Annotated in this window: 18 protein-coding genes; 10 read left to right on the top strand and 8 right to left on the bottom strand. The window is 40.8% G+C overall.

The window, feature by feature from the left end:
- Nucleotides 1-151: 151 nt before the first annotated feature.
- Together WAA15_RS10235 and WAA15_RS10240 are read right to left on the bottom strand one after the other, a co-directional pair.
- Entirely contained in the window at nt 152-862 is a 711-nt protein-coding gene (locus WAA15_RS10235) for an outer membrane lipoprotein-sorting protein (protein ID WP_337042642.1), read from the bottom strand.
- 96 nt (nt 863-958) lie between these two features.
- Complete coding sequence (locus tag WAA15_RS10240) at nt 959-3,529, bottom strand: TonB-dependent receptor domain-containing protein (RefSeq protein WP_337042643.1); 2,571 nt, start codon at nt 3,527-3,529, stop codon at nt 959-961.
- 681 nt (nt 3,530-4,210) lie between these two features.
- Between WAA15_RS10240 and WAA15_RS10245 the strand changes: the two genes are divergently transcribed.
- Together WAA15_RS10245 and WAA15_RS10250 are read left to right on the top strand one after the other, a co-directional pair.
- A complete protein-coding gene (locus tag WAA15_RS10245) occupies nt 4,211-4,555 on the top strand; it encodes a four-helix bundle copper-binding protein (RefSeq protein ID WP_337042644.1) in 345 nt (114 codons plus the stop codon).
- A 360-nt stretch (nt 4,556-4,915) separates the two neighbouring features.
- The gene (locus WAA15_RS10250) at nt 4,916-5,251 is read left to right on the top strand and encodes a LytR/AlgR family response regulator transcription factor (protein WP_337042645.1); all 336 of its coding nucleotides are present in this window, start codon (nt 4,916-4,918) and stop codon (nt 5,249-5,251) included.
- A gap of 83 nt (nt 5,252-5,334) precedes the next feature.
- Here WAA15_RS10250 and WAA15_RS10255 read toward each other — a convergent pair whose 3' ends face one another.
- Nucleotides 5,335-6,732 carry an alpha/beta fold hydrolase gene (locus WAA15_RS10255; protein ID WP_337042646.1) on the bottom strand — a complete coding sequence of 466 codons (1,398 nt, stop codon included), beginning with the start codon at nt 6,730-6,732 and terminating at the stop codon, nt 5,335-5,337.
- A gap of 362 nt (nt 6,733-7,094) precedes the next feature.
- Here WAA15_RS10255 and WAA15_RS10260 point away from each other — a divergent pair, with 362 nt between their 5' ends.
- From WAA15_RS10260 to WAA15_RS10270, 3 genes are all read left to right on the top strand, one after another.
- Nucleotides 7,095-8,366 carry a DUF4249 domain-containing protein gene (locus WAA15_RS10260; RefSeq protein ID WP_337042647.1) on the top strand — a complete coding sequence of 424 codons (1,272 nt, stop codon included), beginning with the start codon at nt 7,095-7,097 and terminating at the stop codon, nt 8,364-8,366.
- An 85-nt stretch (nt 8,367-8,451) separates the two neighbouring features.
- The gene (locus WAA15_RS10265) at nt 8,452-8,754 is read left to right on the top strand and encodes a DUF1330 domain-containing protein (protein WP_337042648.1); all 303 of its coding nucleotides are present in this window, start codon (nt 8,452-8,454) and stop codon (nt 8,752-8,754) included.
- Nucleotides 8,755-8,766: 12 nt separating this feature from the next.
- The gene (locus tag WAA15_RS10270; protein WP_337042649.1) at nt 8,767-9,312 is read left to right on the top strand and encodes an NADPH-dependent FMN reductase; all 546 of its coding nucleotides are present in this window, start codon (nt 8,767-8,769) and stop codon (nt 9,310-9,312) included.
- 59 nt (nt 9,313-9,371) lie between these two features.
- On the opposite strand, the gene WAA15_RS10275 is transcribed toward WAA15_RS10270, so the two are convergent.
- Entirely contained in the window at nt 9,372-10,250 is an 879-nt protein-coding gene (locus tag WAA15_RS10275) for an alpha/beta hydrolase (RefSeq protein ID WP_337042650.1), read from the bottom strand.
- 30 nt (nt 10,251-10,280) lie between these two features.
- Nucleotides 10,281-11,597, bottom strand: coding sequence for a glucoamylase family protein (locus WAA15_RS10280; protein ID WP_337042651.1), 1,317 nt, complete (start codon nt 11,595-11,597; stop codon nt 10,281-10,283).
- 227 nt (nt 11,598-11,824) lie between these two features.
- Between WAA15_RS10280 and WAA15_RS10285 the strand changes: the two genes are divergently transcribed.
- Nucleotides 11,825-12,670, top strand: a complete 846-nt coding sequence (locus WAA15_RS10285) for a UbiA family prenyltransferase (RefSeq protein ID WP_337042652.1) — start codon at nt 11,825-11,827, stop codon at nt 12,668-12,670.
- A gap of 124 nt (nt 12,671-12,794) precedes the next feature.
- On the opposite strand, the gene fusA is transcribed toward WAA15_RS10285, so the two are convergent.
- The gene (gene fusA, locus WAA15_RS10290; RefSeq protein ID WP_337042653.1) at nt 12,795-14,885 is read right to left on the bottom strand and encodes an elongation factor G; all 2,091 of its coding nucleotides are present in this window, start codon (nt 14,883-14,885) and stop codon (nt 12,795-12,797) included.
- Between the two features lie 406 nt (nt 14,886-15,291).
- Between fusA and WAA15_RS10295 the strand changes: the two genes are divergently transcribed.
- Complete coding sequence (locus WAA15_RS10295) at nt 15,292-16,353, top strand: serine hydrolase domain-containing protein (protein WP_337042654.1); 1,062 nt, start codon at nt 15,292-15,294, stop codon at nt 16,351-16,353.
- Between the two features lie 253 nt (nt 16,354-16,606).
- On the opposite strand, the gene WAA15_RS10300 is transcribed toward WAA15_RS10295, so the two are convergent.
- Nucleotides 16,607-17,725, bottom strand: a complete 1,119-nt coding sequence (locus WAA15_RS10300; RefSeq protein ID WP_337042655.1) for a T9SS type A sorting domain-containing protein — start codon at nt 17,723-17,725, stop codon at nt 16,607-16,609.
- A 144-nt stretch (nt 17,726-17,869) separates the two neighbouring features.
- Between WAA15_RS10300 and WAA15_RS10305 the strand changes: the two genes are divergently transcribed.
- On the top strand, nt 17,870-19,213 hold the full coding sequence (locus tag WAA15_RS10305) for a flavin monoamine oxidase family protein (RefSeq protein WP_337042656.1): 1,344 nt from the start codon (nt 17,870-17,872) through the stop codon (nt 19,211-19,213).
- Between the two features lie 84 nt (nt 19,214-19,297).
- On the opposite strand, the gene WAA15_RS10310 is transcribed toward WAA15_RS10305, so the two are convergent.
- The gene (locus tag WAA15_RS10310; RefSeq protein WP_337042657.1) at nt 19,298-19,669 is read right to left on the bottom strand and encodes a LytR/AlgR family response regulator transcription factor; all 372 of its coding nucleotides are present in this window, start codon (nt 19,667-19,669) and stop codon (nt 19,298-19,300) included.
- Nucleotides 19,670-19,836: 167 nt separating this feature from the next.
- Here WAA15_RS10310 and WAA15_RS10315 point away from each other — a divergent pair, with 167 nt between their 5' ends.
- Both WAA15_RS10315 and WAA15_RS10320 read left to right on the top strand, forming a co-directional pair.
- A complete protein-coding gene (locus WAA15_RS10315; protein ID WP_337042658.1) occupies nt 19,837-21,567 on the top strand; it encodes a tetratricopeptide repeat-containing sensor histidine kinase in 1,731 nt (576 codons plus the stop codon).
- On the top strand, nt 21,564-22,304 hold the full coding sequence (locus WAA15_RS10320; RefSeq protein ID WP_337042659.1) for a response regulator: 741 nt from the start codon (nt 21,564-21,566) through the stop codon (nt 22,302-22,304). The genes WAA15_RS10315 and WAA15_RS10320 overlap by 4 nt, the downstream gene beginning before the upstream one ends.
- The last annotated feature ends 46 nt before the right edge of the window (nt 22,305-22,350 follow it).

A 22,350-nucleotide genomic window follows, 5' to 3' on the forward strand; every position in this document is an offset into this window, starting at 1 on the left:
TCATAAACAATGGAGTTCAATTCTTTTTCAAATTCGTACAATCAAAAGCTATCAATCAGCATCTTTCTCTATGGTATATAAATACAAAAACACACCTTGTGGGGTGTGCTTTTGTAAGTTTTATTCATAAAAGCCAATGCTTTCAGATAAATCATTTAGGTTTTTTGAAGATATTTTCATCAACAGGGCCGTTTAATTTTATCTTGCTAGTGATAAAAGTAAGGTTACCCATTTGCGTAGTCATGTCCATTGTATAAGCAAACTTAACACCTTCTACCTCTTTGTACTCAGAGAAATTAATTTCAATCTCCTGGCCATTAGCAGTAGCTTTGGTTTTAGTTAACAAATACGTGTTTGCGTCGATATATTCATCAAGTACATCACCTGTTGGAGTAGTTACTTTCAGGTGATAGTTGTCTTTTTTATCAACTTTTTCTTTACCTACCAGTTCAACTTTATTGCCTTTTTGTTTGTAGTCAACCAATGGGCCAAAAGGGTCAAGCTGGCCTTTTTGTTGTTTTAACTGGTCGGCTGGCATATCTTCAGGTTCGCCGGTGCCACCCATCATAGTTGGGCGAATCATCCATCCTGAAGTACCATCAAAAACCTGTACCATTGAGTTCCCCATTACAGTTGATTCTGAACGTACGGCTTTATTAACCAGTAAAACGGTCTGGCTAGGAATTTCCATTCCTTGCACAGCTAACGAGCGTTCTGTCGAGATAGATGTAATCGATTTAAGTTTATCAAGGCCGCCAAGTGCCGCTACGTGTTTGTCTACGATTTCGTCAACGGTCTGAGCAAAAGTACTTACCGAGATAAAAGCAGCTACTACGGTAGCCATTAGTTTGGTTGTTCTCATTTGATTTAAATTAAGTTTATTTCACGAAAGTTTATTAAGGTGCTTCTTGAAATACCGAAACTACCGTTGCCGATAGTTTCAGTAACTTATATTGATTTATCTAGGTTGTCCGCCTCCGGTTCCACCACCTTGTGTGCCTCCTTGTGTACCACCGCTGCCATCGCTTTTCACGTCATCGTTATTTACCGAACGAGCCTTTTTCTTAGGTGCATCAACCGTCATTTTACCGATTTTGTAGCTAAATGTAAAACGGAATCCTCTGTTATACATATACACATTGCTCACTTGGCTGAACTGTGCCGATTGCAACTGGCTATTGATAGTGAAACGTTTGTTCAGGAAGTTTTCGGCAGCTAAACCAAAACTACCTTTCTTGTTTTTGAAATCTTTCTTGATACCAATGGTATAGAAACCAAATCCGCCCTGACGGCCCTGTAATTGTACCTGCGAGCCTTGCAAGAAACCAAAAGCCTGTGCGCCCCAACCATTCTTGAATGTTGCCTGCGAAAACAAACCACCGCTGATATTAAAACCATCGTTTGAAATATTTTGTGACACATTGTTGGCATCAAGTACTTGGCCTGTCATGGTACTATAGATAACATTCGCAAACAAACCGATGTTAATTTTAGATGTTGCTGCAACGTTAGCAAAAATGTTGGTACCATACGCATGTTGGCGGCCAATATTTTTATAAGTTGTAATAATTGCGCCTTCAAGAGTATCAGACGGTACACGAACCTGTGTAATGGCATTGTTGGTTACACGACCGAAAAACGAAGCATTAACAAAGGTTTTCTTGATGTTTTTGCTAAGCGATAACTCAAAGTTATCAGTAATTTCAGGTTTTAGCGAAGGGTCACCCACAGTAATGTTTTGCGGGTTAGCCGAGTTAAAGTTCGGGTTCAACTGTTGTAAACCAGGGCGTTGAATACGTTTGTTATAACCTAGTTTAAAGGTAGTACCTTTAATAGTTTTAGAGGCATTCACGCTTGGAACCAGTACGCCGTAGTCGCCCACACCTAGTTTCCCACCTTCTGTTGTGCTGGCATCAATAAAAGTATGCTCATAACGCAAACCACCTTTTAGTGTATAACGTTTTTTGGTAGTATAAGTATAAGAGCTATAAGCTGCCGCAATATTCTGATGATAAATTAACTCGCCTTGTGGTTGGTTTATTTCGGTTGTATAGTTTCCGCTTGGGCCAGCCAGTAAAAACTTGTAATCACTGTTTACCTGACGGAAAATTCCTTTGCCACCAAACTCAAGCATCTGATTTTTCCTGATAGGTGTCTGATAATCTGATTGAATAGTAAACTCCTGATTCAGGTTACTGTTAATATTACGTTGGCGGTTCTGTAAATTGCCTTCGCCACTTAGCAAGTCAGCATCAAAGTTATTAGTAAGGTCATTACGGCTATATAACGTTGAAACACTCCATTCTTGCTGCGGTTTCTTAAAGGTATGCAGGTAGTCAAGGTTTACATCCACAGTTCCTGATAAGTTTTTAGCAGTTACATCTCTCCCTGACGTTGACGACATCACCCCATTGTTATATAATTTGGTTACAAGGTCTTGCTGGGTAGTAAAGTTACGCACACCATAACGCACGCCGGCAGTAAGGCTTTGGTTTTTGGCAAGGTCATAGTCGAAACCCAAATTGTATTGTCCGAACAAGCCTTGGCTTGACCCATCTCCGGTTTGTTTGGTAAGTGTGGTTACACCGTTAACAACACTGGTTTGGTCAAGGGTTGTGCGGGTAATAGTGTTATAAATACCGCGGCCAAAGCCTCCTAGCGTTACACCACCTTTACCTTTTCTGTAACTACCATTCAAACCTAGCATTGAACCTCTGTTACCTACACCGGCATCAACGTTCAGGCTTAAACCTTGCAGGTTGTTTTTCTTGGTAATAATATTAATAATACCGCCTGAGCCTTCAGCATCATACTTGGCCGATGGGCTGGTAATTACCTCAACGGTTTTAATCTGGTCAGCCGGAATTTGTTTTAAAGCGTCTGAGATACTACTGGCAATAATAGTACTTGGTTTATTGTTAATCAAAACCTTGATATTCTGGCTACCTCTTAACGACACGTTTCCGTCTAGGTCAACAGTCAATAAAGGTACTTTGCGCAATACGTCAGTAGCATCACCACCTTTAGCGGCAATATCTTTGTCGGCGTTATATACCAGACGGTCAACTTTTTCTTCAATAACGGCAGCTTGTCCGGTTACTACAACCTCATTCAGCATTTTTGCACTGCTCGAGATATTCACGTTCCCTAAATCCAGTTCCTGACCTTTCGTCAGTGTAATATCAATTGTTCTGGTAGTGTATCCAATAAAAGTAATCTGTAATTTAAAGGTACCGGCAGCCACTTTATTAAGAGTAAACTTGCCTTTTTCGTCGGCCATCGAGCCATCAACAGGTTTGCTGGTAGCTTTATCAAGCAAGGCAATACTAGCAAATTCAACAGGTTTGGCAGTGGTTGAGTCAATTATAGTACCCGAAATTTTACTGTTTCCCTTAGGAGTCTGGTCGCCCGCTGTACCCGGCAATGCCTTAGTTGCGGGTGCACCACCCATAGGAAACTGGGCCATTGCGGTGGTCAACGAAGTAAAAATTGAGGCGAAAAGAATAAGAATAAATGTACTTTTTTTCATGATTTAGTTTTTAACGATACAAATTTGCGTCAGGATATTAACTCCTGAAATGGAAAAAGGATAAGTGCCCGATTTGTGATGATGAACATAGGATATTGCCCGATGAATGTAAATAAGGTAATTACGAGTGGAGTATGAGTTTTATAAAAGGTATTTGCTATGGAAGAAAGCGTACAAAAAAATCGTTAAATAGTGCTATTTTCTAAGAATAGTTATATAAACAGGTCAAATAGGCTTCTAAAACCATTAAGAATGTAAATCAGAAACAAAGATCAGGTAAGCGGCTTTCAAAAAAACTAATCAATTTTAAATCCGACTTTATATTTTCTTCGTAAGTGTAGGTATAAAAAAAATCGTAGGATATAATCCCACGATTTTCCAGGTTTAATATAACTTTTGCTTGTCAATCTACATGCCCTAGATCGACAAGCAAATTTTACAATTTTTATTCGTAAAAACCAATAAAAGTTCACACAAAACGAAGTTAATAGATATAACAGGAGAAAAAGCCCTCTAAATAGGTAGTTTTTGTATAGGAAATTTTTCAGCGTAAGAAGGCATTTTTTTCCTGTTTCTTTCTTCGGTACTTGTTGTATCTGCATTTTTCAGGAAAAAGTTCTACGAAAACTACCAATTAACCGATGGTACATTTTTTTTGCTTTCGGCAGAAAACGCAAAATTATGGGACATCAAAAATTTCAGCAATGTATTCAGGAGTGTCTGGCTTGTGCCGTTGCTTGTAGCCAATGTGCTATCGAATGCCTGAAAGAAGCCAATGTGAAAGAATTGGTTAATTGTATTCAGCTTGATTTGGAGTGTGCGGCCATTTGCCGGTCGGCTGCCGAACTCATGAGCTTGGGTAGCGAGTACAGCTATTACCATTGTAGTAGTTGTGTAGAAGTTTGTAATGCCTGTGCCGAAGAATGCGAGAAACACGCAGCAATGGGTATGGAGCATTGTAGGGTTTGTGCAGAAGCCTGCCGGAAGTGCGCAACTGCCTGCGAAGAAATGATTGCCGTAGTATAAAGTACTGGCTAAAAACTTTAAGTATAAAATTATTAGCTTTTGTTACTTTTTTATCGTTCAGTAGTCAAATGTAAAATTATTCAATTTGAATAGTTTTACGTAACAGTTCGAGAGTTGGGTTTCATTCTGACTGTTATGGTTATCTAATGGCAAATACCGTTAAACTGCTGATTGATTATTTTGATTATTGATTTCGGACCTTCGAGGTATATCCGGCTTGGCTCTGCTATTACCTGATTATAACAGTAATACGCCGGCCTTTGTTTATAATAAATGCCTCCTCAGGTACGTTTAATGTAACTGTTGTGAATATAAAAATGTATGCTTACTTCATTGTTGGGTACTCTTTAGCCGAACCTTATGACTAAAATTGCAGATAAACTAACTGTTGAAAGAAATAACCTGAAAGTTATTGCCAATATTCCTCCTGAAGAAATTCTGTTTCTTCAGGCAGACAATAACTATACCCGGATATTCCTGACAGGGGGTAAAAAACTGCTTTCGGGTTTTAACCTGAAAAAATATGAAGATTTCTTCGAGCCGGAAGAGTTTCTGAGAGTGAACCGGAGTTTTCTTATTAATAGGCGTTATATAAAGCGTTATGATGCCCTCAAGTCAATGTTATACCTGAAAAATGGCAGACGGATAGGCGTATCCCGCCGCCGTCGTGAACTCATCGAAAAAAAAGTGATATAACCCCACTCAAAAAATAGAGCCACCCTATACCCGAATGGCTCTTTGCTATTTATCTGTCCGTAATGCTCAATAGCTAATCAGTCTTATAATTTTGCTTCTAAAAAAGGCCACACCGAAGCCTTTACGGCGTTCCAGTTACAATAAAATACAACATGCCCACACCCCGCAATAATTGATACATTGCCTTTTTTTATCAGGCTGGCTGCACGCATGAGGTGGCTTGGTGTGTGATATTCATCTTTTTCTCCGCCCATTACAAGCGTAGGGCATACTATTTTATCGAAGGTTTCTTTACTCAGAAAATCATCGTTATATAAGTGGTTCAGATAACTCAGGTGGTCGGCCCAGCGTTTGGGTTCAGGCATAAGTGCCAGTCGGCTTTCAAAAAATGCTTTGTTATTTTTAAGCAGCATTTCAGGCGTATAAGTAAATTTCTCTTTCCGGCTACCTTTGGGCGTATCGCCGAAGCCAATAGCTACCAGCCGTTCGACCATTTCAGGATGATTGGCCGCTAGCCTGAAAGCACTGGCGGCCCCGTCGCTGAAACCAATTATAGCCACTTTCTCAGGCGTAATGCTACGAATTACCTCATAAGCATCTTCGGCTCTCTGATTCCACGTGTAAGGCTCTTGCCCTATTTCTGATTTTCCGTGGCCGCGGGTAGCTACACAAATAACCTGATGTTTTTTCGATAGTTCATCAATAAAATATTCAAATTCATCAATGTATCCGTATACACCTCCGTGCAGTAATACAACAGGTTTACCTTTGCCGTACACCTCATAATAAAGCTTAGTACCCGCTACATTTACATACTTGCCAACCTGTGCATTATTGCCATAATTTTTGCTACTCGGCGTAACCACCAGATTGGTGAAACTTCCGCGAGTTAAAGGGCCTGTCCAGATACCTATTTTCCCGGGGGTAGTAGGGGCAAGGCTCGATACAACCAAACAAGGCTCGGTGCTGTTGTTCAGAAAAACTTTTATCAGAGGTTTATCAATTACTATTCGGGCATGAAACCAGCCATTAGGGTCAGGTACGGGTTTGGCTTTATTTTCGTACTTACCCGGAAACGCCTCTCTGAGTTTAAACCAAGGCGAGTCGGGCATATATACATATTGTACGGCTCTGCTTCGGCGGGCGGTATCGGCATTTATAAAGTTAAAAGGTCTGAAATAGATACTTTCATAAGTTTTGTCGTCCTGAATATTAAAAGCAATACCCACAAAACTTTGTTGAAGCACGTTTTCGCCTTTTACATCAAACTCAATTGTGCCGTTGCTCATCTCAAAATCCCGAAGTACCATCATGCCTTCATCTTCGGTTTTTTGTAAAACAATGGTATCTTTCCAGACAGGGCTGTTACGGTTATAGACAGTCCATAACTCAGGGTTTTTCAGGTCAATTTTCTGTGCCTGATTCTGGGCAAACACAAAACTGTTTGCACAAAGCAAACTCAGGATTAATAGCTTTTTCATAAATATTTGTAACGAATAAGTAACACGATTGGAGTGTGGAAAAACACCCGTCGTTCAAATTGATTTTTTTCAGCAAATTTGTAAAGTATACCTAAAAACACCTGTGCAAAACCTTGCCAAAACTTGTTCAAGTTCGTTCAAGCCTGAATTACAAGTTGTGTTTTGAAGTAAAATGCAGAAAAACATCTGTCCTTAAAAGTTTATAGACAAATGGGCTAACCCAGAAAAATATTTATAGTCAGGACTTTCATCGCTGAAAATGCTTTAATAGAGAGTATTTTGATGGAATAAGTCGAGAATAACATAACTAAGAAGGAAACGTAAAACATTATATCTATTTTTAAGAAGATTATTCGGGAAAAATGAAAGGCTTTATAACAAAATTCTTAGTAGTATTTTTTCTATGGTTCTTGTCGTTGAGTTGCATCGACCGGCTTGATTATAATATATCGGGTAGGCTCAATGTTGTAGTGGTCGATGGGCGCATAACCGATATTCCTACCGATGAACAACTGGTAAGAATAAACCGCTCAAAGGCCAACGAATATAACGGACGCTTCGGCTCTACGCCTATCAGCGAGGCCAAACTTGAGCTTGTAATAAATGGCGGCGAAGTAGTACCTTTTACAGAAAAAAAAGATATTGCAGGTACTTATATTTTACCCCACGGTTTCGCCGGAAAAGTAGGGCAGTCGTACCAGTTACGCATACAACTCAAAGAGGGTACTCAATATGAGTCAAGCATACAAGTGATGCCCGCCGTGCCTAAGATCGAAAAACTGTCGGTAGCTTTTAACCCAACTAACCCTTTTGCCCCTTTAAGTAATTTCAGAGGAACACATGATTTCTATCTGGATACTCAAGACCCCGCCGACGAACACAACTATTACAGTTGGGAATGGGATGTATACGAAAAACAAGACTGGTGTCGTACTTGTGTTGATGGCGTATATGCCGTTAATAATATTTTGCCCGGTCAAAATATGTTTTACCTCTACTATGTTTCAGGAAACGAACTCTATGAAGACTGCTTTAACCCGTCATTGAATTACATTGCAGGCTACCCACCTTTGTTAAAGCGGAACTGGTACTATGATTACCTATGCCGCACCAAATGCTGGGAAATTCTGCATAATCAGGAGATGAATATTTTTGATGATATTAATACAAACGGAGGAAAAATTTTAGGAAGAAAAGTAGCACAAATTCCGTTTTATCAGCGCGTACCGTGCCTTGCCGAAATACGCCAGACCTCGCTCACCTCAGAGGCTTTTTTGTATTATCAGCATTTTCAGGAGCAGATTAGTAATGCTGGTGGCGTGGCTGATACCCCACCGACGGCTCTTATAGGCAATATTCATAATATAGCCAACCCTAAAGAAGCGGTAGTAGGCTTTTTTACGGCTTCGTCTGTGGCTAAAATACGTTACTGGCTCGACAGAAAAGATACCGACGGCGTTGTACCACCGGGCTTATTTATGGCTTTGCATAGCCGTGCACCAGTAGAAGAACCTGCACCGCCAGACAATGGCTATATCATGATTTGGGGCGGCCCGCCTCGGGTTCCTACGGCATTATGCCTCGAAAGCGAAAGCCGTACGGCTAATAAGCCCGAAGGCTGGCAGGATTACTGATAAAAACTATTTTTTAAAATAATGCCCCATAAACAGAATTTATTGGGCTATTTGTTGTTATGGGCTTATAAACACCCTTACAGTTATGATTTATATTACTCAACTGATTTTTGTAAAAGAAGGCAAAGAAGAAATTTTTCATGAGTTTGAAGACCACGCTATTCCACTTATTGAAAAATACAATGGTAAACTATTGTACAGGGTTCGGCCTGATGCCTCCAGCTTTATTTCAGGCGAGGCAGATAAACCCTACGAGATTCATCTGGTTACATTCCCTGACGAAAGCGATTTACTGCGATACATGAAAGACGATACAAGACTCAACTTCATTCATCTGAAAAACGAGTCGGTGAGGGCTGTGCTTATGGCCAAAGGCGATAAAATGTAAGTTCTCGCACAGATGGCCGCCAGAAAAAAAGTACTGGGTATTTTAGGAAATATCCGTACAGATTCGAGTAACGAGCGTTTGTTAAGGTATATCGGTGCTATAAATGCCCATGCAATTGACCTGCATATTTTTAAACAACTGGCTGATATTCCTCATTTTAATCCTGAGCATGATAACGAAAGTGTGCCGGCAGTAGTAACTGATTTCAGAAAACTCATTACTGACGCTGACGGCGTAATTATTTGTACGCCCGAATATGTGTTTAGCATACCCGGAAGCCTGAAAAATGCGTTGGAATGGGTAGTTTCTACTACTGTCTTTACCGACAAACCTTTAGGGCTAATTACGGCTTCGGCGTCGGGGCAGAAAGGCCACGAGCAACTGCAACTCATTATGCAGACTTTAGGCGGAAAATTCAGCCATGATACCCTGTTGCTTATTAGCGGAATTAAAGGAAAAATAGGAGCCGACGGAGCCATTACAGATGCAGAAACAGACCTGCAAATCAGGCAATTTTCTGAAAACTTCCTGAAAAATATGAATGAGATGCCGCAATAAAAAACAGTTCCTGAGCGCACCCAAGAACTGTTTTTATAGTTAGTCAATATAATTAAGGCTTATTTGTCTGATTTCAGTGAGCCATTGGCCGTCAGTACTTTTTTGAAAAACAACAAATGATTAGGCAAAGAATTCTGCCAGTAGTCCCATGTGTGGTTGCCCGGGCGTTCGGTATAATCATGAGGGGTATTGTTAAAAACTAGGCGGCGGTGAAGCTCGCGGTTAGGTTCAATCAGGAAATCATCTACCCCACAGTCAAAAATTAAAGCTACCTGATTGGTTTTCATTTTATCGGCCATATTAATCACAGAGGCCGCTTTATAGGCATCGGTGTTGGTTTCTATGGGGCCAAGAATCCCCTCAAATGCTTTCTTGATACCCGTATATCTTTCAGGAGTAAGTTTCCACGACCACATATCAGGGTTTAACGCACCACTCATGCTACCTGCGGCACAATAGGTGTCAGGATGGCGGCTCGCCAGATACAAAGACCCATACCCCCCCATCGATAGCCCCGTAATTACCCGCCCTTTTCTATCACGTACGGTGCGGTAAGTCTGGTCAATTTTTTCAATTACTTCCTTGCTGATATAAGTTTCAAACTGGCTTTCCTTATTAACCTGACTATCGAGGTAATAACTGAAAATTTCGCCTTCAGGCATTACAATAATTAAGTTATACTGGTCAGCCAGCGATTGTACAAGGTTTTTCTCAGGTACTTTTAAAAGCCAGTCGCTAAAATGCCCGTATCCACCATGTAATAAATACAGCACAGGGTAAGCCTCTTTGCTTTTGCTGTAAGTGGCCGGTAGTACTACCGCCGCTTTATAAGTTTTGTTCATGGCGTTGCTATGTACCGCAATTGTATCAACACTAGCGGCACTAACAATCATACTTTGCAGAAATAATAGCCCAAGTATCAGCACACGTATTTTCATAGAAAAAAGTTAATAGATGGTTAAAAAATATTATTTAATTTGGGGGCTTTCAAAACCTAACTTTTTTAAGCCCTGTTGAATTTCAGGAATACCCATAAATAATTTCCAGAACAAGCCTGTGCGGTAGTTTTCAATCATCACCACAATAGGGCCCTGGTCAATAGCCAGATACGATTCGGCATACCAGTTTTTGGTTTCATTCATAGCGTCTTTAAAGCCATATTCGCCCCATAGCTTATCGCCTTTTTCTTCATAAAAATAACGTAAAGCTGCCATTGACTCTTTAGGCGTGTAAGGAAACGAAGATAACGCCGCCGTAGGAGTAATTACGCCTAGGTCGTTGTCGGGAGCGTGGGCATTATAGCCTTCATGGTTATCGCTGGCTGTCAGACCCCAACAATTGGGGCCATAACCCTTAAACTTGTTAGGGTTAGCCACACAATGTTTATAATTAATGAGCGTATGGTTCAGGTTTTGTTGCCAGTAGTCGGCGTATTGGTCTTTCAGATCGCGCGGGTCTAAGCCAAGAAACGAATATTGAGCAAAAAACAGCGGCCCGCCGTAATCGAAGCCTAAAGGTAGCTTTACACCATAAAATTCTTTACCGTTTTTAAAGTGGTCGCTTTGCGCCCAGCATTTAATATAATGTTCACGGCTGATAGGATAACGCTTGGAAGATGCTCCCAGAATATAAGTAATAAGGGTTTCGTTCCAGCCACGAAGTTCAAAGTTCATAGCCCAACCATTGTTAGGGCTCCAATGCCAGTATAACTGATTAACCGACCCTTGTGTGAACCAGTCAAACTCTAGTTCGTCCCACATCCAAGTAATTTTCTGGCGTATGTCTCTTTCGGTATTATTGTCTTTCGTAAAATATTCTCTGGCACACAAAAGACCCTGAAAAAGATAAGCCGTTTCAACCAAATCGGCACCATCATCTTTACGACCAAACGGAATAGTCTTACCTGTTTCGCCATTCATCCAATGGGCAAATGCTCCATGATAACTCTGTGCTTTGAAAAGAAAATTAACCATTTTTTGTATTCTCTCGGCTGCGGCTTCTCTTGTTATCCAGTTACGTTCTACGCCTACAATAATAGCCATTACGCCAAATCCGGTGCCACCAATGGTACAGGTTTCGTGGCCATAGCCAAAGTTTGTGTTGCTGCGCTCGCGTGCTAGCCCGCTGGTAGGATGCCCAAAATCCCAGAAATACCTGATGGTTTGTTTCTGTACAAGGTCGAGCAGGGCTTCGTCTGATAATTTTTCAGAAGTTTTATTGGGTTTCTGGCAATTAGCCGATAAAAACAAAAATACGAAAGAGACAATAAGAATGCTGAATTTCATAGATTAAGTAAGGTTGAAAATAAAATACAAACCGACTTCAAAAATAGGGTCAAAAAAGCAGATTATGATAGGTGTGAGTAAAAAAATGTCGTTAGGTTATTTCTATAACGCACTTTTATCATGCCTTCAAACATACAGGTATTGTTTCTTTTCGGTATGCTGCAATAAGTAGCGGCTAAACTACCAATCCCTGACAGATTTTAATATATTTACAAAAAAGATAGCCCATGACCCCCAAAGACATCCTCCTGCACCTGCGTATTCCGTTTTCGTTCTTTCTGATGCCTGTTTATTGGTTTGCGCTGAGCCAGTCATCGAGAGTTGATTCTTCTAAAGCTATCTGGGTTTTTGTTATACTGCATTTATTAATTTATCCGGCTAGTAATGCGTATAACAGCTATTTTGATAAAGATGAAGGTAGCATAGGAGGGCTTGAAAAACCCCCACCTGTTGATGATAAATTATTGTGGGTAGCTTGGGGAATAGATATTTTGGCCATAATAGCAGGCTTTTTATTGGTAAGTCCGCTTTTTGCTGCCCTGATTTTTATATATAGCATGGTGTCAAAAGCATATAGTAATGATAAAATCCGACTGAAAAAATATGCTATTGCCAGTTGGTTTATTGTGGGGTTGTTTCAGGGTGCTTTTATTTATATAAGTGTAACGCTGGCTGTTACCAATACTAGTGAGCCATTACAGGCTTATGTATTACCTGCCTTGATAAGTACCCTTATGCTATGGGCAATTTATCCGATTACACAGGTATATCAGCATGATGAAGATAGCAAAAGAGGAGACCAGACCATGAGTATATTACTCGGCATTCGAGGTACTTTTGTCTTTACGGCGGTTGTGTTCAGCATTGCTTTTGCTCTTTTTTTCTTTTATTTCTCCCGCACCGACTTTATGCTTTTACTGGTCTTTAATGTGCCTGTGCTGTTGTATTTTGGCTGGTGGTTTTTGAAAGTCTTGCAAGATACCCGCCAAGCCGATTTCCGTCATGTAATGTGGCTGAATCTGCTTGCTTCTGTATGTTTGAATGGCTTTTACATCTGGTTATATATAAGGTAGCCAGAGAATAGCAGGTTTTGTTATGGGCTATTGCGTATTATTTGCTTTTATATGGACTTGTTAAAAACAAAAACGCCTGCTCTGGTTTCCCGAAGCAGGCGTTTGTATGAATAGCTATAAAATCTTACGCTTTTGATTTTGTAATTACAGAATCTGCAATGTTTTGCGGAACGATTTCATAGTGTGAGAATGTCAAGTTCGCAGTTGCACGACCTGATGACATCGTACGAAGGTCAGTTACATAACCGAATAACTCAGAAAGAGGTACATCAGCTTTGATTACTTGTGAACCAGCTTTTGTATCCATACCTTTCATCATACCACGACGACGGTTCAAGTCACCTGTGATAGGACCAGTATATTCGTCAGGAGTAACAACTTCTACTGCCATGATTGGTTCTAATAATTTAGGACCAGCCTGACGAGCAGCTTCTTTGAAACCTAAACGAGCGGCCATCTCGAAAGACAATGAGTCAGAGTCAACATCATGGTAAGAACCATGGAACAAACGCACTTTCATTGAATCAAGAGGGAAACCAGCTAACGGGCCATTTACCATGGCTGACTCAAAGCCTTTTTGTACGGCAGGGATAAACTCTTTTGGAATAATACCACCCACAATATTGTTAACGAACTCTAAGCCTTGTTTGTCATCATCACGTGGTCCGATTTCAAACACGATATCAGCAAACTTACCACGACCACCCGATTGTTTCTTGTAAACCTCACGGTGTTCGATAGTTTTAGTGATAGTTTCTTTGTAAGCTACCTGTGGCGCACCTTGGTTTACTTCTACTTTGAACTCACGACGCATACGGTCGATGATGATTTCAAGGTGAAGCTCACCCATACCACGGATAATAGTCTGACCTGTTTCTTCGTTTGATTCAACCTGAAGTGTTGGGTCTTCTTCAATCAACTTGGTAATTGCTTTCGAGAAGTTATCCTGATCGGCTGTTTTCTTAGGCTCAATTGCATACCCGATAACTGGGTCAGGGAATACCATTGATTCAAGAACGATTGGGTTTTTCTCATCTGATAACGTATCACCAGTTTTAATATCTTTAAAGCCTACTACCGCACCGATGTCACCAGCACCCAAACGCTCAATAGAGTTTTGTTTGTTGGCGTGCATCTGGAAGATACGAGAGATACGCTCTTTGTTACCTGAACGGTTATTTAATACATAAGAACCGGCATCCAGACCACCCGAATAAGCACGAATGAAACACAAACGGCCTACGTAAGGGTCAGTAGCAATTTTGAACGCAAGGGCTGCAAATGGGTCGCTTTCAGTTGGGCGACGGATGATTTCAGCACCTGTGTTAGGGTCAGTTCCTTTAATCGCTTCTTTGTCTAACGGTGACGGTAACAAGGCCATCACGTAGTCAAGCATAGTTTGTACACCTTTGTTTTTGAATGACGAACCGCAAAGCATCGGAACGATTTTCATGCTGATAACCGCTTGGCGAAGTGCAGCAAGAATTTCGTCTTCAGTAATTGAATTTGGGTCTTCAAAGTATTTCTCCATCAAAGTATCATCAAACTCAGCTACTGATTCCAATAATTTCTCACGGTATTCGGTAGCCTCATCCATCATATCTTCAGGAATTGGTACCTCAGTGAAAGTCATACCTTTATCGTGTTCGTTCCATACAAGGCCACGGAAGTTAACAAGGTCAACCACACCTTTGAAGTTATCTTCAGCACCGATTGGCAATTGAAGAGGTACTGCGTTGCTGCCTAACATTTCCTTTACTTGTTTACACACGTTAAGGAAGTCGGCACCCGAACGGTCCATTTTATTTACGAAGCCCAAACGAGCAACGTTATAGTTGTTAGCTAAACGCCAGTTAGTTTCTGATTGTGGCTCAACACCATCAACGGCACTAAACAAGAACACCAAGCCATCAAGTACACGTAACGAACGGTTTACCTCAACGGTAAAGTCAACGTGACCAGGAGTGTCAATGATGTTGATGTGATATTTTTGGTCTCTGTAATTCCAGTTAACGGTAGTCGCAGCCGACGTGATGGTGATACCTCTTTCCTGCTCTTGCTCCATCCAGTCCATCGTAGCAGCTCCATCGTGTACTTCACCGATTTTATGGCTCACGCCAGCATAATAAAGGATACGCTCAGTGGTAGTTGTTTTACCTGCGTCAATGTGGGCAGCAATACCGATGTTTCTTGTAAATTTTAAATCGCGTGCCATTTTTTTAGATTTTTTTCAAAAATGTTTTAAGAGTCTGATTATCAGACAATTTTGTTTAGAAACTTATATTCAAACTAATATTAGGATTCCATTTCGGGGTGCAAAATTACGAATACTTTTTGAGAAAATCAAAAACGAACGATTTATTTATCAATAAATCTTGATAATATACTCCAAAACCTTATTTTTATAGGCCAATACAGTGCTACACAAAAACATAGTTGCTTCTTTATTGCACTAAACCTAAACAAGTGGCTGAAATAAAATGATTTTTAAAAATCAAAAACTTCATGGCTAGGTAAATCTTTGAGCAATATTTGAAACGCTGCTGCGTATTACGTATAAAGCCTTATCTCGAAGGTTTTATTCATGCTAACCATTAGACAACCCCAAAGCTACCAAACCAATGAAACTTGTATTCTATGTTGCTGTTCTGCTCAATATTTCACTTGTTGGGGTGTCACAGCAAAAAAATGTATTGCCAGATACAGCCATGCAGGCTATTGAAAAAGGAAAGTATCCGAACATTGACGGAATTGTGGTGGCCCAGCATAACAAAATCATTTATCAACATTATTTTAACGGATTAACAGCAACGTCGCTGCATGATACCCGCTCTTCGTTTAAATCTATTACCAGTTTGCTCATGGGTATTGCCATTGACAAAGGGTATATCAAAAGTGTGAATGAAAAAGTATATACATTTTTTCCGCAGTATGGTTCTTTTAAAAATCTGGAACACAATAAGCTGGATATGACCATACAGAATTTGCTGGAAATGAAAGCCGGATTTGATTGTGAAGAATGGAATAGCACCAAAGATTGTGAAGATGAAATGGAACTTACCAACGACTGGCTTAAATTTTCGTTAGACCTCCCTATGGCTCATAAACCGGGTACATTCTGGGCGTATAATTCATCGGCACCAATGATAATCGGAGGCATTATTGAATCGGCAACCAAAATGCCTCTGGCTACATTTGCCGAAACCTTTTTGTTTAAACCACTGGGTATTACAGATTATCGCTGGACAAAAGACCCAACAGGCCATGCCATGACGGCTGGTTCTTTTTATATGAAGCCAATCGATATGGCAAAAATCGGAATGTTAGTTTTAAATAAAGGAATGTGGCAGAATAAGTCTGTTGTTTCCAGAAAATGGATTGAAGAATCAACCAAGCCGATTACCAAAATTGAAGATTTTTCAAATGTAGGCATATCAAAAGCAAAAAACGTGTACCCTCAACCCACTTATTATGGCTACTACTGGTATAACGAAAAAATGCTTACCGACCACTTTGGTTATAATGTTGTGTTTTCCTCAGGTAATGGGGGGCAGTATTTTATGGTTATTGCAGACCTTGACCTCGTGGTGGCGTTCACAGGAAATAGCTTTGGGTCTTGGAAATCAAAACTACCTTTTGAGGTTTTAATCAAAAACATACTGCCATATCTGAAAAAGAAGTAAAGTTAAGAAGCGCATTGTTTCATAAATAGTCTGTAAGCAGGCAGTGCAACCAAGTAAAACAAGTGGGAAGATTCAAACTCCCCACTTTTCCGAATCAGCGTATCAGAATGCTAAACAGCATATTTTAGTCATAGCATAGCATTGTTTCATTTAGTTATTTAATAAAATTAAGTTGCGTGGATTCGCAGGCACGTTGCTCTATACCCTTTAAATCAAACCCTTGTGCCTTTTTTACTTATTTATCACAGTCTAATTATCTCTCAATCAATACACGGGTTGTAGCAACCTCCTGTTCGGTAAGGCTTCTTTCGTGCCTGAAAATAACCCGTACCACATAGGCTCCTTCGGGAATATCACTCACATCGACCTTTAGCATATCATTCCCTGTTTTAATAAAACTCTGGCTATAAATACGCCCCGAATTGTCATAAATATGCACACTTGTTACCTCCTGAAAACCATTTTCCCGAAACCATTTCTCATCGTTTGCTCGCTCGAACGAATTTCCGGTGTAATCTACCGAAGCCGCCAGTTCTGGCACAAGTATCAGTTCGCCGTTTTGTACTGCATTACCCCATATAGCTACTTTCGTAGCAAATTTTTTAGGGGGCAAGGGTGCGTCAAAACCGGATACTATTGAAATGGCACCTGTTGAAATGGCACCTGTCCCCATTTTTATTCTCGAACAACTATAACCAGTAACCACTACTTCTGGCAGGTTAGTTACCTCTGTTTCCATTGCCGTTTTTATTGATTCTTTCGTTCCTGCTATTCTCTCTTTTACTTCCTTAAAACCTATGGAGTTGAACACTAAAATGTCATTGTCCGATACCTCAATTTTATAATACCCGCTACTATCCGATACCGTTCCTCGTGTGGTACCTTTTACCAGTATAGAAACGCCTGCCAATACACTTTTCCCTTCTGCCTCTATTACCTGCCCCGAAATAACTCTGTTTTGCCCGATACCTTCTTCAATACATAACAAAGTAAGCATTGCGGCAGCCATGTTTCTGACCACTTTCATGTGGCGTATGAGGGGCAGTTTAATTTGTTGTCTGGTTGTCTGGGCAAGCATAATAGCCACCGGAATTTCATATTGCACCTGTTGGTCTTGTACACTCCAAGCCGGAAACCACTCGTCTATATTATAGTTTTTTTGCAGTTGGTCTTGTCTGAAACGCCCGCAAAGGTTTTGCGAAGTGCCTTGCTTGTCTCTGAAAAAAGCTACTAACTGGCTTTCAGACATCTGGCTGAAATCTATTACATTCTTCTGGCAAGTTCCACAAAAGCCTCCGTTGGAGGTAGGGGTAAAGGAATCCCAGTTTTCATGACAGGGATTATCTATTTTTAGTTGGAAAGATGGCATCATGATTCAATAAAAATTCAGTATTTGTTCATTAGATGCAGCCGATAAAAATATTCCATAAAAGATTTTTATTTTTTTTGAGGAAAAAAATAAAATACTCAACTTAGGGCTTCAAGTACTTCTAACACCCCCTAAACCTGAAGCTATATGCAAACCTATGATGTCATTGTGATTGGAGCTGGCTATGCCGGCCTGACTGCCACCCGCGAATTACTCAAAGCAGGAAAAAAAGTGCTTTTACTCGAAGCCCGCGACAGGGTAGGGGGGCGTGTATATACCCGTTATTTTGACGATGGCTCGTACGTTGACCTCGGGGCGGCATGGGTAGGGCCAACACAACACAAAATTTATGCACTAGCCAAAGAGTTTGGGGTAGGTACTTTCCCGACCTACGATGAAGGAAAAAGCACGCTTCTCTTTAATAATAAAGTAAAACGTTACAAAGGGCTTATTCCGCCTTTGCCTATCGGCTCGTTGTTAAGCCTCGACTTCGCCATTAAGCGTATCAATAAACTGGCTAAAACCGTTGACCTGCAACAACCGTGGAATACCCCCAACGCTGCCCACTATGATGCCATGACACTTGCTACATGGATGGACAAACAGATGTCGTTCAAGACGGCAAAGGTCATGTTCAAGTTGGCGGCAGAGGCTATCTGGGCAGCCGACCCTAACGAAATCTCGATGCTTCATGCCATGTTTTACACGCAGTCGTGCCGCGATTTCGATACCCTCATGAATGTAAAAAATGGTGCGCAGGAAGAACGCCTCATCGGTGGAGCCTCTCAGCCTGCTTTAAGGCTAGCCGATACCTTTAAAGAACATATCCGGCTTAATAGTGTAGTAAGGGCTATCAGTCAGCGGGCTGGTAAAGTAATTGTAAGTGGCAATGGCTTTGAGCTAACGGCATCGAAAGTGGTGGTGGCACTCCCTCCGACATTGGCCGGGCGTATTCATTATGACCCCCTCATGCCTGCCAACCGCGAACAACTCACCCAGCGTATGCCAATGGGTACCGTCTGGAAAACCTATGCCATTTATGATAAACCCTTCTGGCGTGAAGAAGGGCTAAACGGGTTGTCGGCCACCAACGAAAGTTATGTAACTGTAACTTTTGATAACTCGCCGAAAGATGGCAGCAAAGGTATTATGATGGGGTTTGTGCTCGGAAATCAGGCCAAGGCTTTTGCACAACTAAGCCCCGAGGCACGTCAGGCATCGGTGCTTGATACTTTTGCCCGCTTCTATGGCGAAAAAGCCCGAACTCCGTTACAATACCTCGATTTCAGTTGGTCAGAAGAAGAGTTTACCCGCGGTTGCTATGCTGGGCTTATGCCTCCCGGAGTATGGACGTCGGTCGGGAAAGCACTCCGCGAACCCGTCGGGAATATCCATTGGGCAGGTACCGAAACCGCCGATGTCTGGAATGGCTACATGGAAGGGGCTATTCTGTCAGGCGAGCGCGTAGCCAGAGAAATTCTGGAGAGTTAAGCAACAACCACAGCATATAAAAAATAAAACTGCCATAAAAATATATGGCAGTTTACCTAATTTAACTCTTAGTCACAAAAACTGTTAGTTTTGGTTTGTAAGCCTTTCCTTATTTATCTTGGTTCTGGAGACTTTCATTTTTTTGCGTAGTTCTCCTCTCTTTCTACGCGAAACCCTTATCTGTATATTATTTTGCAGTGTAAAAGTCCCGCTTTTCAACAGCGAATCATCAGTATAACTGAGATTTAATACGTATTTTTTATGAATCCGTAAAAAACCATGCTCTTTCAGAAGCAACTCCATTTTCTTGATGGTAGTTGCCAAAACCATTTGTCTGCCTTTATCGAAATGAATAGTAGTATAGTTAATGTTGGCTTCTAAAAGTACTATTTCATTGACATTGACTGAGGTTTTCTTGTTAAAAAAAATGATTGGTGTTGTTAGGTTTTCAAACACAACTTTCTAGGGATCTTTAAGGTTAATAATTATTAAAATACATTAACAATTTTATATAAGTCAACCAACAATTGATGAAGCTGGTGTTTGGCTTTGCGAATTACTGATTTTGCCGAATAAAAAATATCCGAGTTTTTTATTAGCTTTGAATGTTATTTGCCAAACCCATGTCGCTGACAAAAATCTTTTGCCTGACTACCTATGCCCTATGCTTAGGGTACTGGTCGGGTTTTGCCCAAAAGATTAGCTACTCAAAAGTGTATCTCGAAAAAATGGCCTATGCTAATGAGGTTTTAAAAAAAGCATTGGCCAAAAACGACTCCCTGCAAATAGCCGAAGCCTATTATCTGTTCGGTAAAGCCGAATTAAGTGCGGGCAATCACCTTGTTTCGCATGAATGGTTTATGAAAGCCCTGCGTATTCAGGAGGCTTTCGGTGATTCGTACGAGCTGGGCCGCTTGTATATACGCCTACGTGATAAAGAACAAAGCCTCGGCAATTATGATGGCGCAGTACGTTATTTAAGAATGGCACTTGGAGTATTTAAAAGGGCTGGCTCTGACATGGGCCTTATGCGGGCTTACTCAGGCTTGGGCGATTTGTACGCAGACGTGGGACTACAAAACAAAAACAGCCAGTCGGTAGTTAAGTTTAATAGCGACAGCGCACTTTATTACCAGAAAAAAGCCGAAGCGTTGTCTGTCAAATTGAAAGATACCATTGCGCTGGCTAATATTCATATTTCGTTGGGTAAACTGTTTACGCTAAAAAAAGACCCTAAAGCCATTAATTATTTTCAGAAAGCACTAGATGCTTTGGCTCGTTTAAAAAAAGAAAACGAAACTATGGCAGCCATGCTCCATCTGGCTTCGGCTTATATAGCGTTCAATCAGCCCCAGAATGCCTACCATTTATTACTAGAAGCACAGCAGTATTATGAAAGAAAACACATGAATAGCTACGTATGGCGACGAAATCTGGAAGCTATTTATGTTGATTACTACGAAGCCCTGCACAACTGGCAACAAGCTTTTGCTCATTTAAAAATATTGGCAGATTTAGAAAAAAAATTACTAGAAGCCGACCAGAAAGGAGCAGTTACCCGCTTGGAAATTGAATATGATACCCAAAAGAAAGAAGCTGTCGTAAAAAAGCAGCAAGAGGAACTCCAGTTAAGGCTCGAGAATATCCGTACACAACGGATGTTTATGCTCATGCTGGTTTGTTTACTCATACTTACCATTAGTTTAAGTTTCTTTTATTACAGGCTTTACCGTAAAAACCGGCAAATAAGCCAGCGGAATGCCATATTAGTAAAAGAGCAAAACCATCGGGTAAAAAATAATTTGCAGTTGGTGTCAAGCCTATTGAGTTTACAGGCCAATCAGCTTACTGACCCCGCTGCCCTCGAAGCAATTGACAATAGCCGTTTAAGAATCGAATCAATGGCTATTCTGCACCGGAAACTCTACGACGGCAAACAACTGGCTATGGTTAACCTGCCCGACTTTATAAAAGAGATTGTAGATGTAATTCTGAGAACTTTTGGCTGCGACCACCTAGAACCTGATTATAACCTAACTGCTGCCCGACTAACCGCCGACCAAGCGTTGCCTCTTGGCCTGATTATAAACGAACTAATAACTAATGCTTGCAAATATGCCTTTCCGAACAGCATCAACCCGAAGGTAGACATTGGCTGTTTCATGGAAAAAGATGAATTACTATTGAAAGTGAAAGATAACGGCCCGGGTTTTCAGAACCTCGTTATGAAAGATACTTTTGGTATGCGATTAATTCAGATGCAGGTAAATCAGTTGAACGGCTCTTATAGCCTTGAGCCGTTGCCAACCGGAACCCAATTTATCATGAAATTTAAACCTGATTTGCTGCCATGAGCGTATTAAAAATTTTAATCGTTGAAGATGAAGTAATTACGGGTATCGACATTAAAGAAACCCTTGAGAAAGCAGGGCATATTATAACTGCCATAGCAAGAAACGCCACCGAAGCACTGGCTTCATTTAAAAAAGAACCGCCCGATATTGCCATTATCGATGTCATGCTGAAGGCTTCAACTCATGACGGTATCCAACTTGCAGCCGAATTAATTAAATTACGGAATATTCCTGTTATTTACCTGACTGCCAACTCTGAGACTCAGACTTTCCAGCGGGCAAAAAATACCCAACCGTCGGCATATTTACTAAAACCCTTCCGGCATAATGAGTTGGCTTTACAGGTCGAACTGGCCTATCATAATTATAAAGCCAGTGTTCCGTCAAACATCGACCCCGTAATAGCCGAAACTATTTTTCTGCCCTTCGATAAAGGTCTGAAAAAAGTAATAAAACAGGATGTAATCTATTTAAAAGCCGATGGCTCTTATGTAAAAGTATTTTTGCTCAACGAAGCCAACCCCTACTTGTTTTCGATGAATCTGGGGCATTTGGCGCAATATTTTGCCAGCCCTAATTTTTATCGTTTATCTCGTTCGTTACTAATAAACCTTAATCATCTGGAAAGGCTCGAGCGTGAGCAGCTTTATTTGTATAACCACGATGCTCCCATACAGATTCCTGAAAGCAGCAGGGCTGATTTAATAAAGCAATTAGCGGTAATCAGAACCCCCTAACATCAATGGTACATAAATGTGCTAAATGAACTAAAAACCTCAGAAA

Origin of the sequence: Emticicia sp. 17c, assembly GCF_037153985.1 — a bacterium.
Classification (GTDB): domain Bacteria; phylum Bacteroidota; class Bacteroidia; order Cytophagales; family Spirosomataceae; genus Emticicia.

Excerpts from the sequence above, each read along its gene's own strand:
- WAA15_RS10240 (WP_337042643.1), bottom strand. The coding sequence starts at position 3,529 with ATGAAAAAAAGTACATTTATTCTTATTCTTTTCGCCTCAATTTTTACT.
- WAA15_RS10235 (WP_337042642.1), bottom strand. The coding sequence starts at position 862 with ATGAGAACAACCAAACTAATGGCTACCGTAGTAGCTGCTTTTATCTCG.
- WAA15_RS10260 (WP_337042647.1), top strand. The coding sequence starts at position 7,095 with ATGAAAGGCTTTATAACAAAATTCTTAGTAGTATTTTTTCTATGGTTC.
- fusA (WP_337042653.1), bottom strand. The coding sequence starts at position 14,885 with ATGGCACGCGATTTAAAATTTACAAGAAACATCGGTATTGCTGCCCAC.
- WAA15_RS10320 (WP_337042659.1), top strand. The coding sequence starts at position 21,564 with ATGAGCGTATTAAAAATTTTAATCGTTGAAGATGAAGTAATTACGGGT.
- WAA15_RS10250 (WP_337042645.1), top strand. The coding sequence starts at position 4,916 with ATGACTAAAATTGCAGATAAACTAACTGTTGAAAGAAATAACCTGAAA.
- WAA15_RS10300 (WP_337042655.1), bottom strand. The coding sequence starts at position 17,725 with ATGATGCCATCTTTCCAACTAAAAATAGATAATCCCTGTCATGAAAAC.
- WAA15_RS10305 (WP_337042656.1), top strand. The coding sequence starts at position 17,870 with ATGCAAACCTATGATGTCATTGTGATTGGAGCTGGCTATGCCGGCCTG.
- WAA15_RS10280 (WP_337042651.1), bottom strand. The coding sequence starts at position 11,597 with ATGAAATTCAGCATTCTTATTGTCTCTTTCGTATTTTTGTTTTTATCG.
- WAA15_RS10275 (WP_337042650.1), bottom strand. The coding sequence starts at position 10,250 with ATGAAAATACGTGTGCTGATACTTGGGCTATTATTTCTGCAAAGTATG.
- WAA15_RS10255 (WP_337042646.1), bottom strand. The coding sequence starts at position 6,732 with ATGAAAAAGCTATTAATCCTGAGTTTGCTTTGTGCAAACAGTTTTGTG.
- WAA15_RS10285 (WP_337042652.1), top strand. The coding sequence starts at position 11,825 with ATGACCCCCAAAGACATCCTCCTGCACCTGCGTATTCCGTTTTCGTTC.
- WAA15_RS10295 (WP_337042654.1), top strand. The coding sequence starts at position 15,292 with ATGAAACTTGTATTCTATGTTGCTGTTCTGCTCAATATTTCACTTGTT.
- WAA15_RS10245 (WP_337042644.1), top strand. The coding sequence starts at position 4,211 with ATGGGACATCAAAAATTTCAGCAATGTATTCAGGAGTGTCTGGCTTGT.
- WAA15_RS10270 (WP_337042649.1), top strand. The coding sequence starts at position 8,767 with ATGGCCGCCAGAAAAAAAGTACTGGGTATTTTAGGAAATATCCGTACA.
- WAA15_RS10315 (WP_337042658.1), top strand. The coding sequence starts at position 19,837 with ATGTCGCTGACAAAAATCTTTTGCCTGACTACCTATGCCCTATGCTTA.
- WAA15_RS10265 (WP_337042648.1), top strand. The coding sequence starts at position 8,452 with ATGATTTATATTACTCAACTGATTTTTGTAAAAGAAGGCAAAGAAGAA.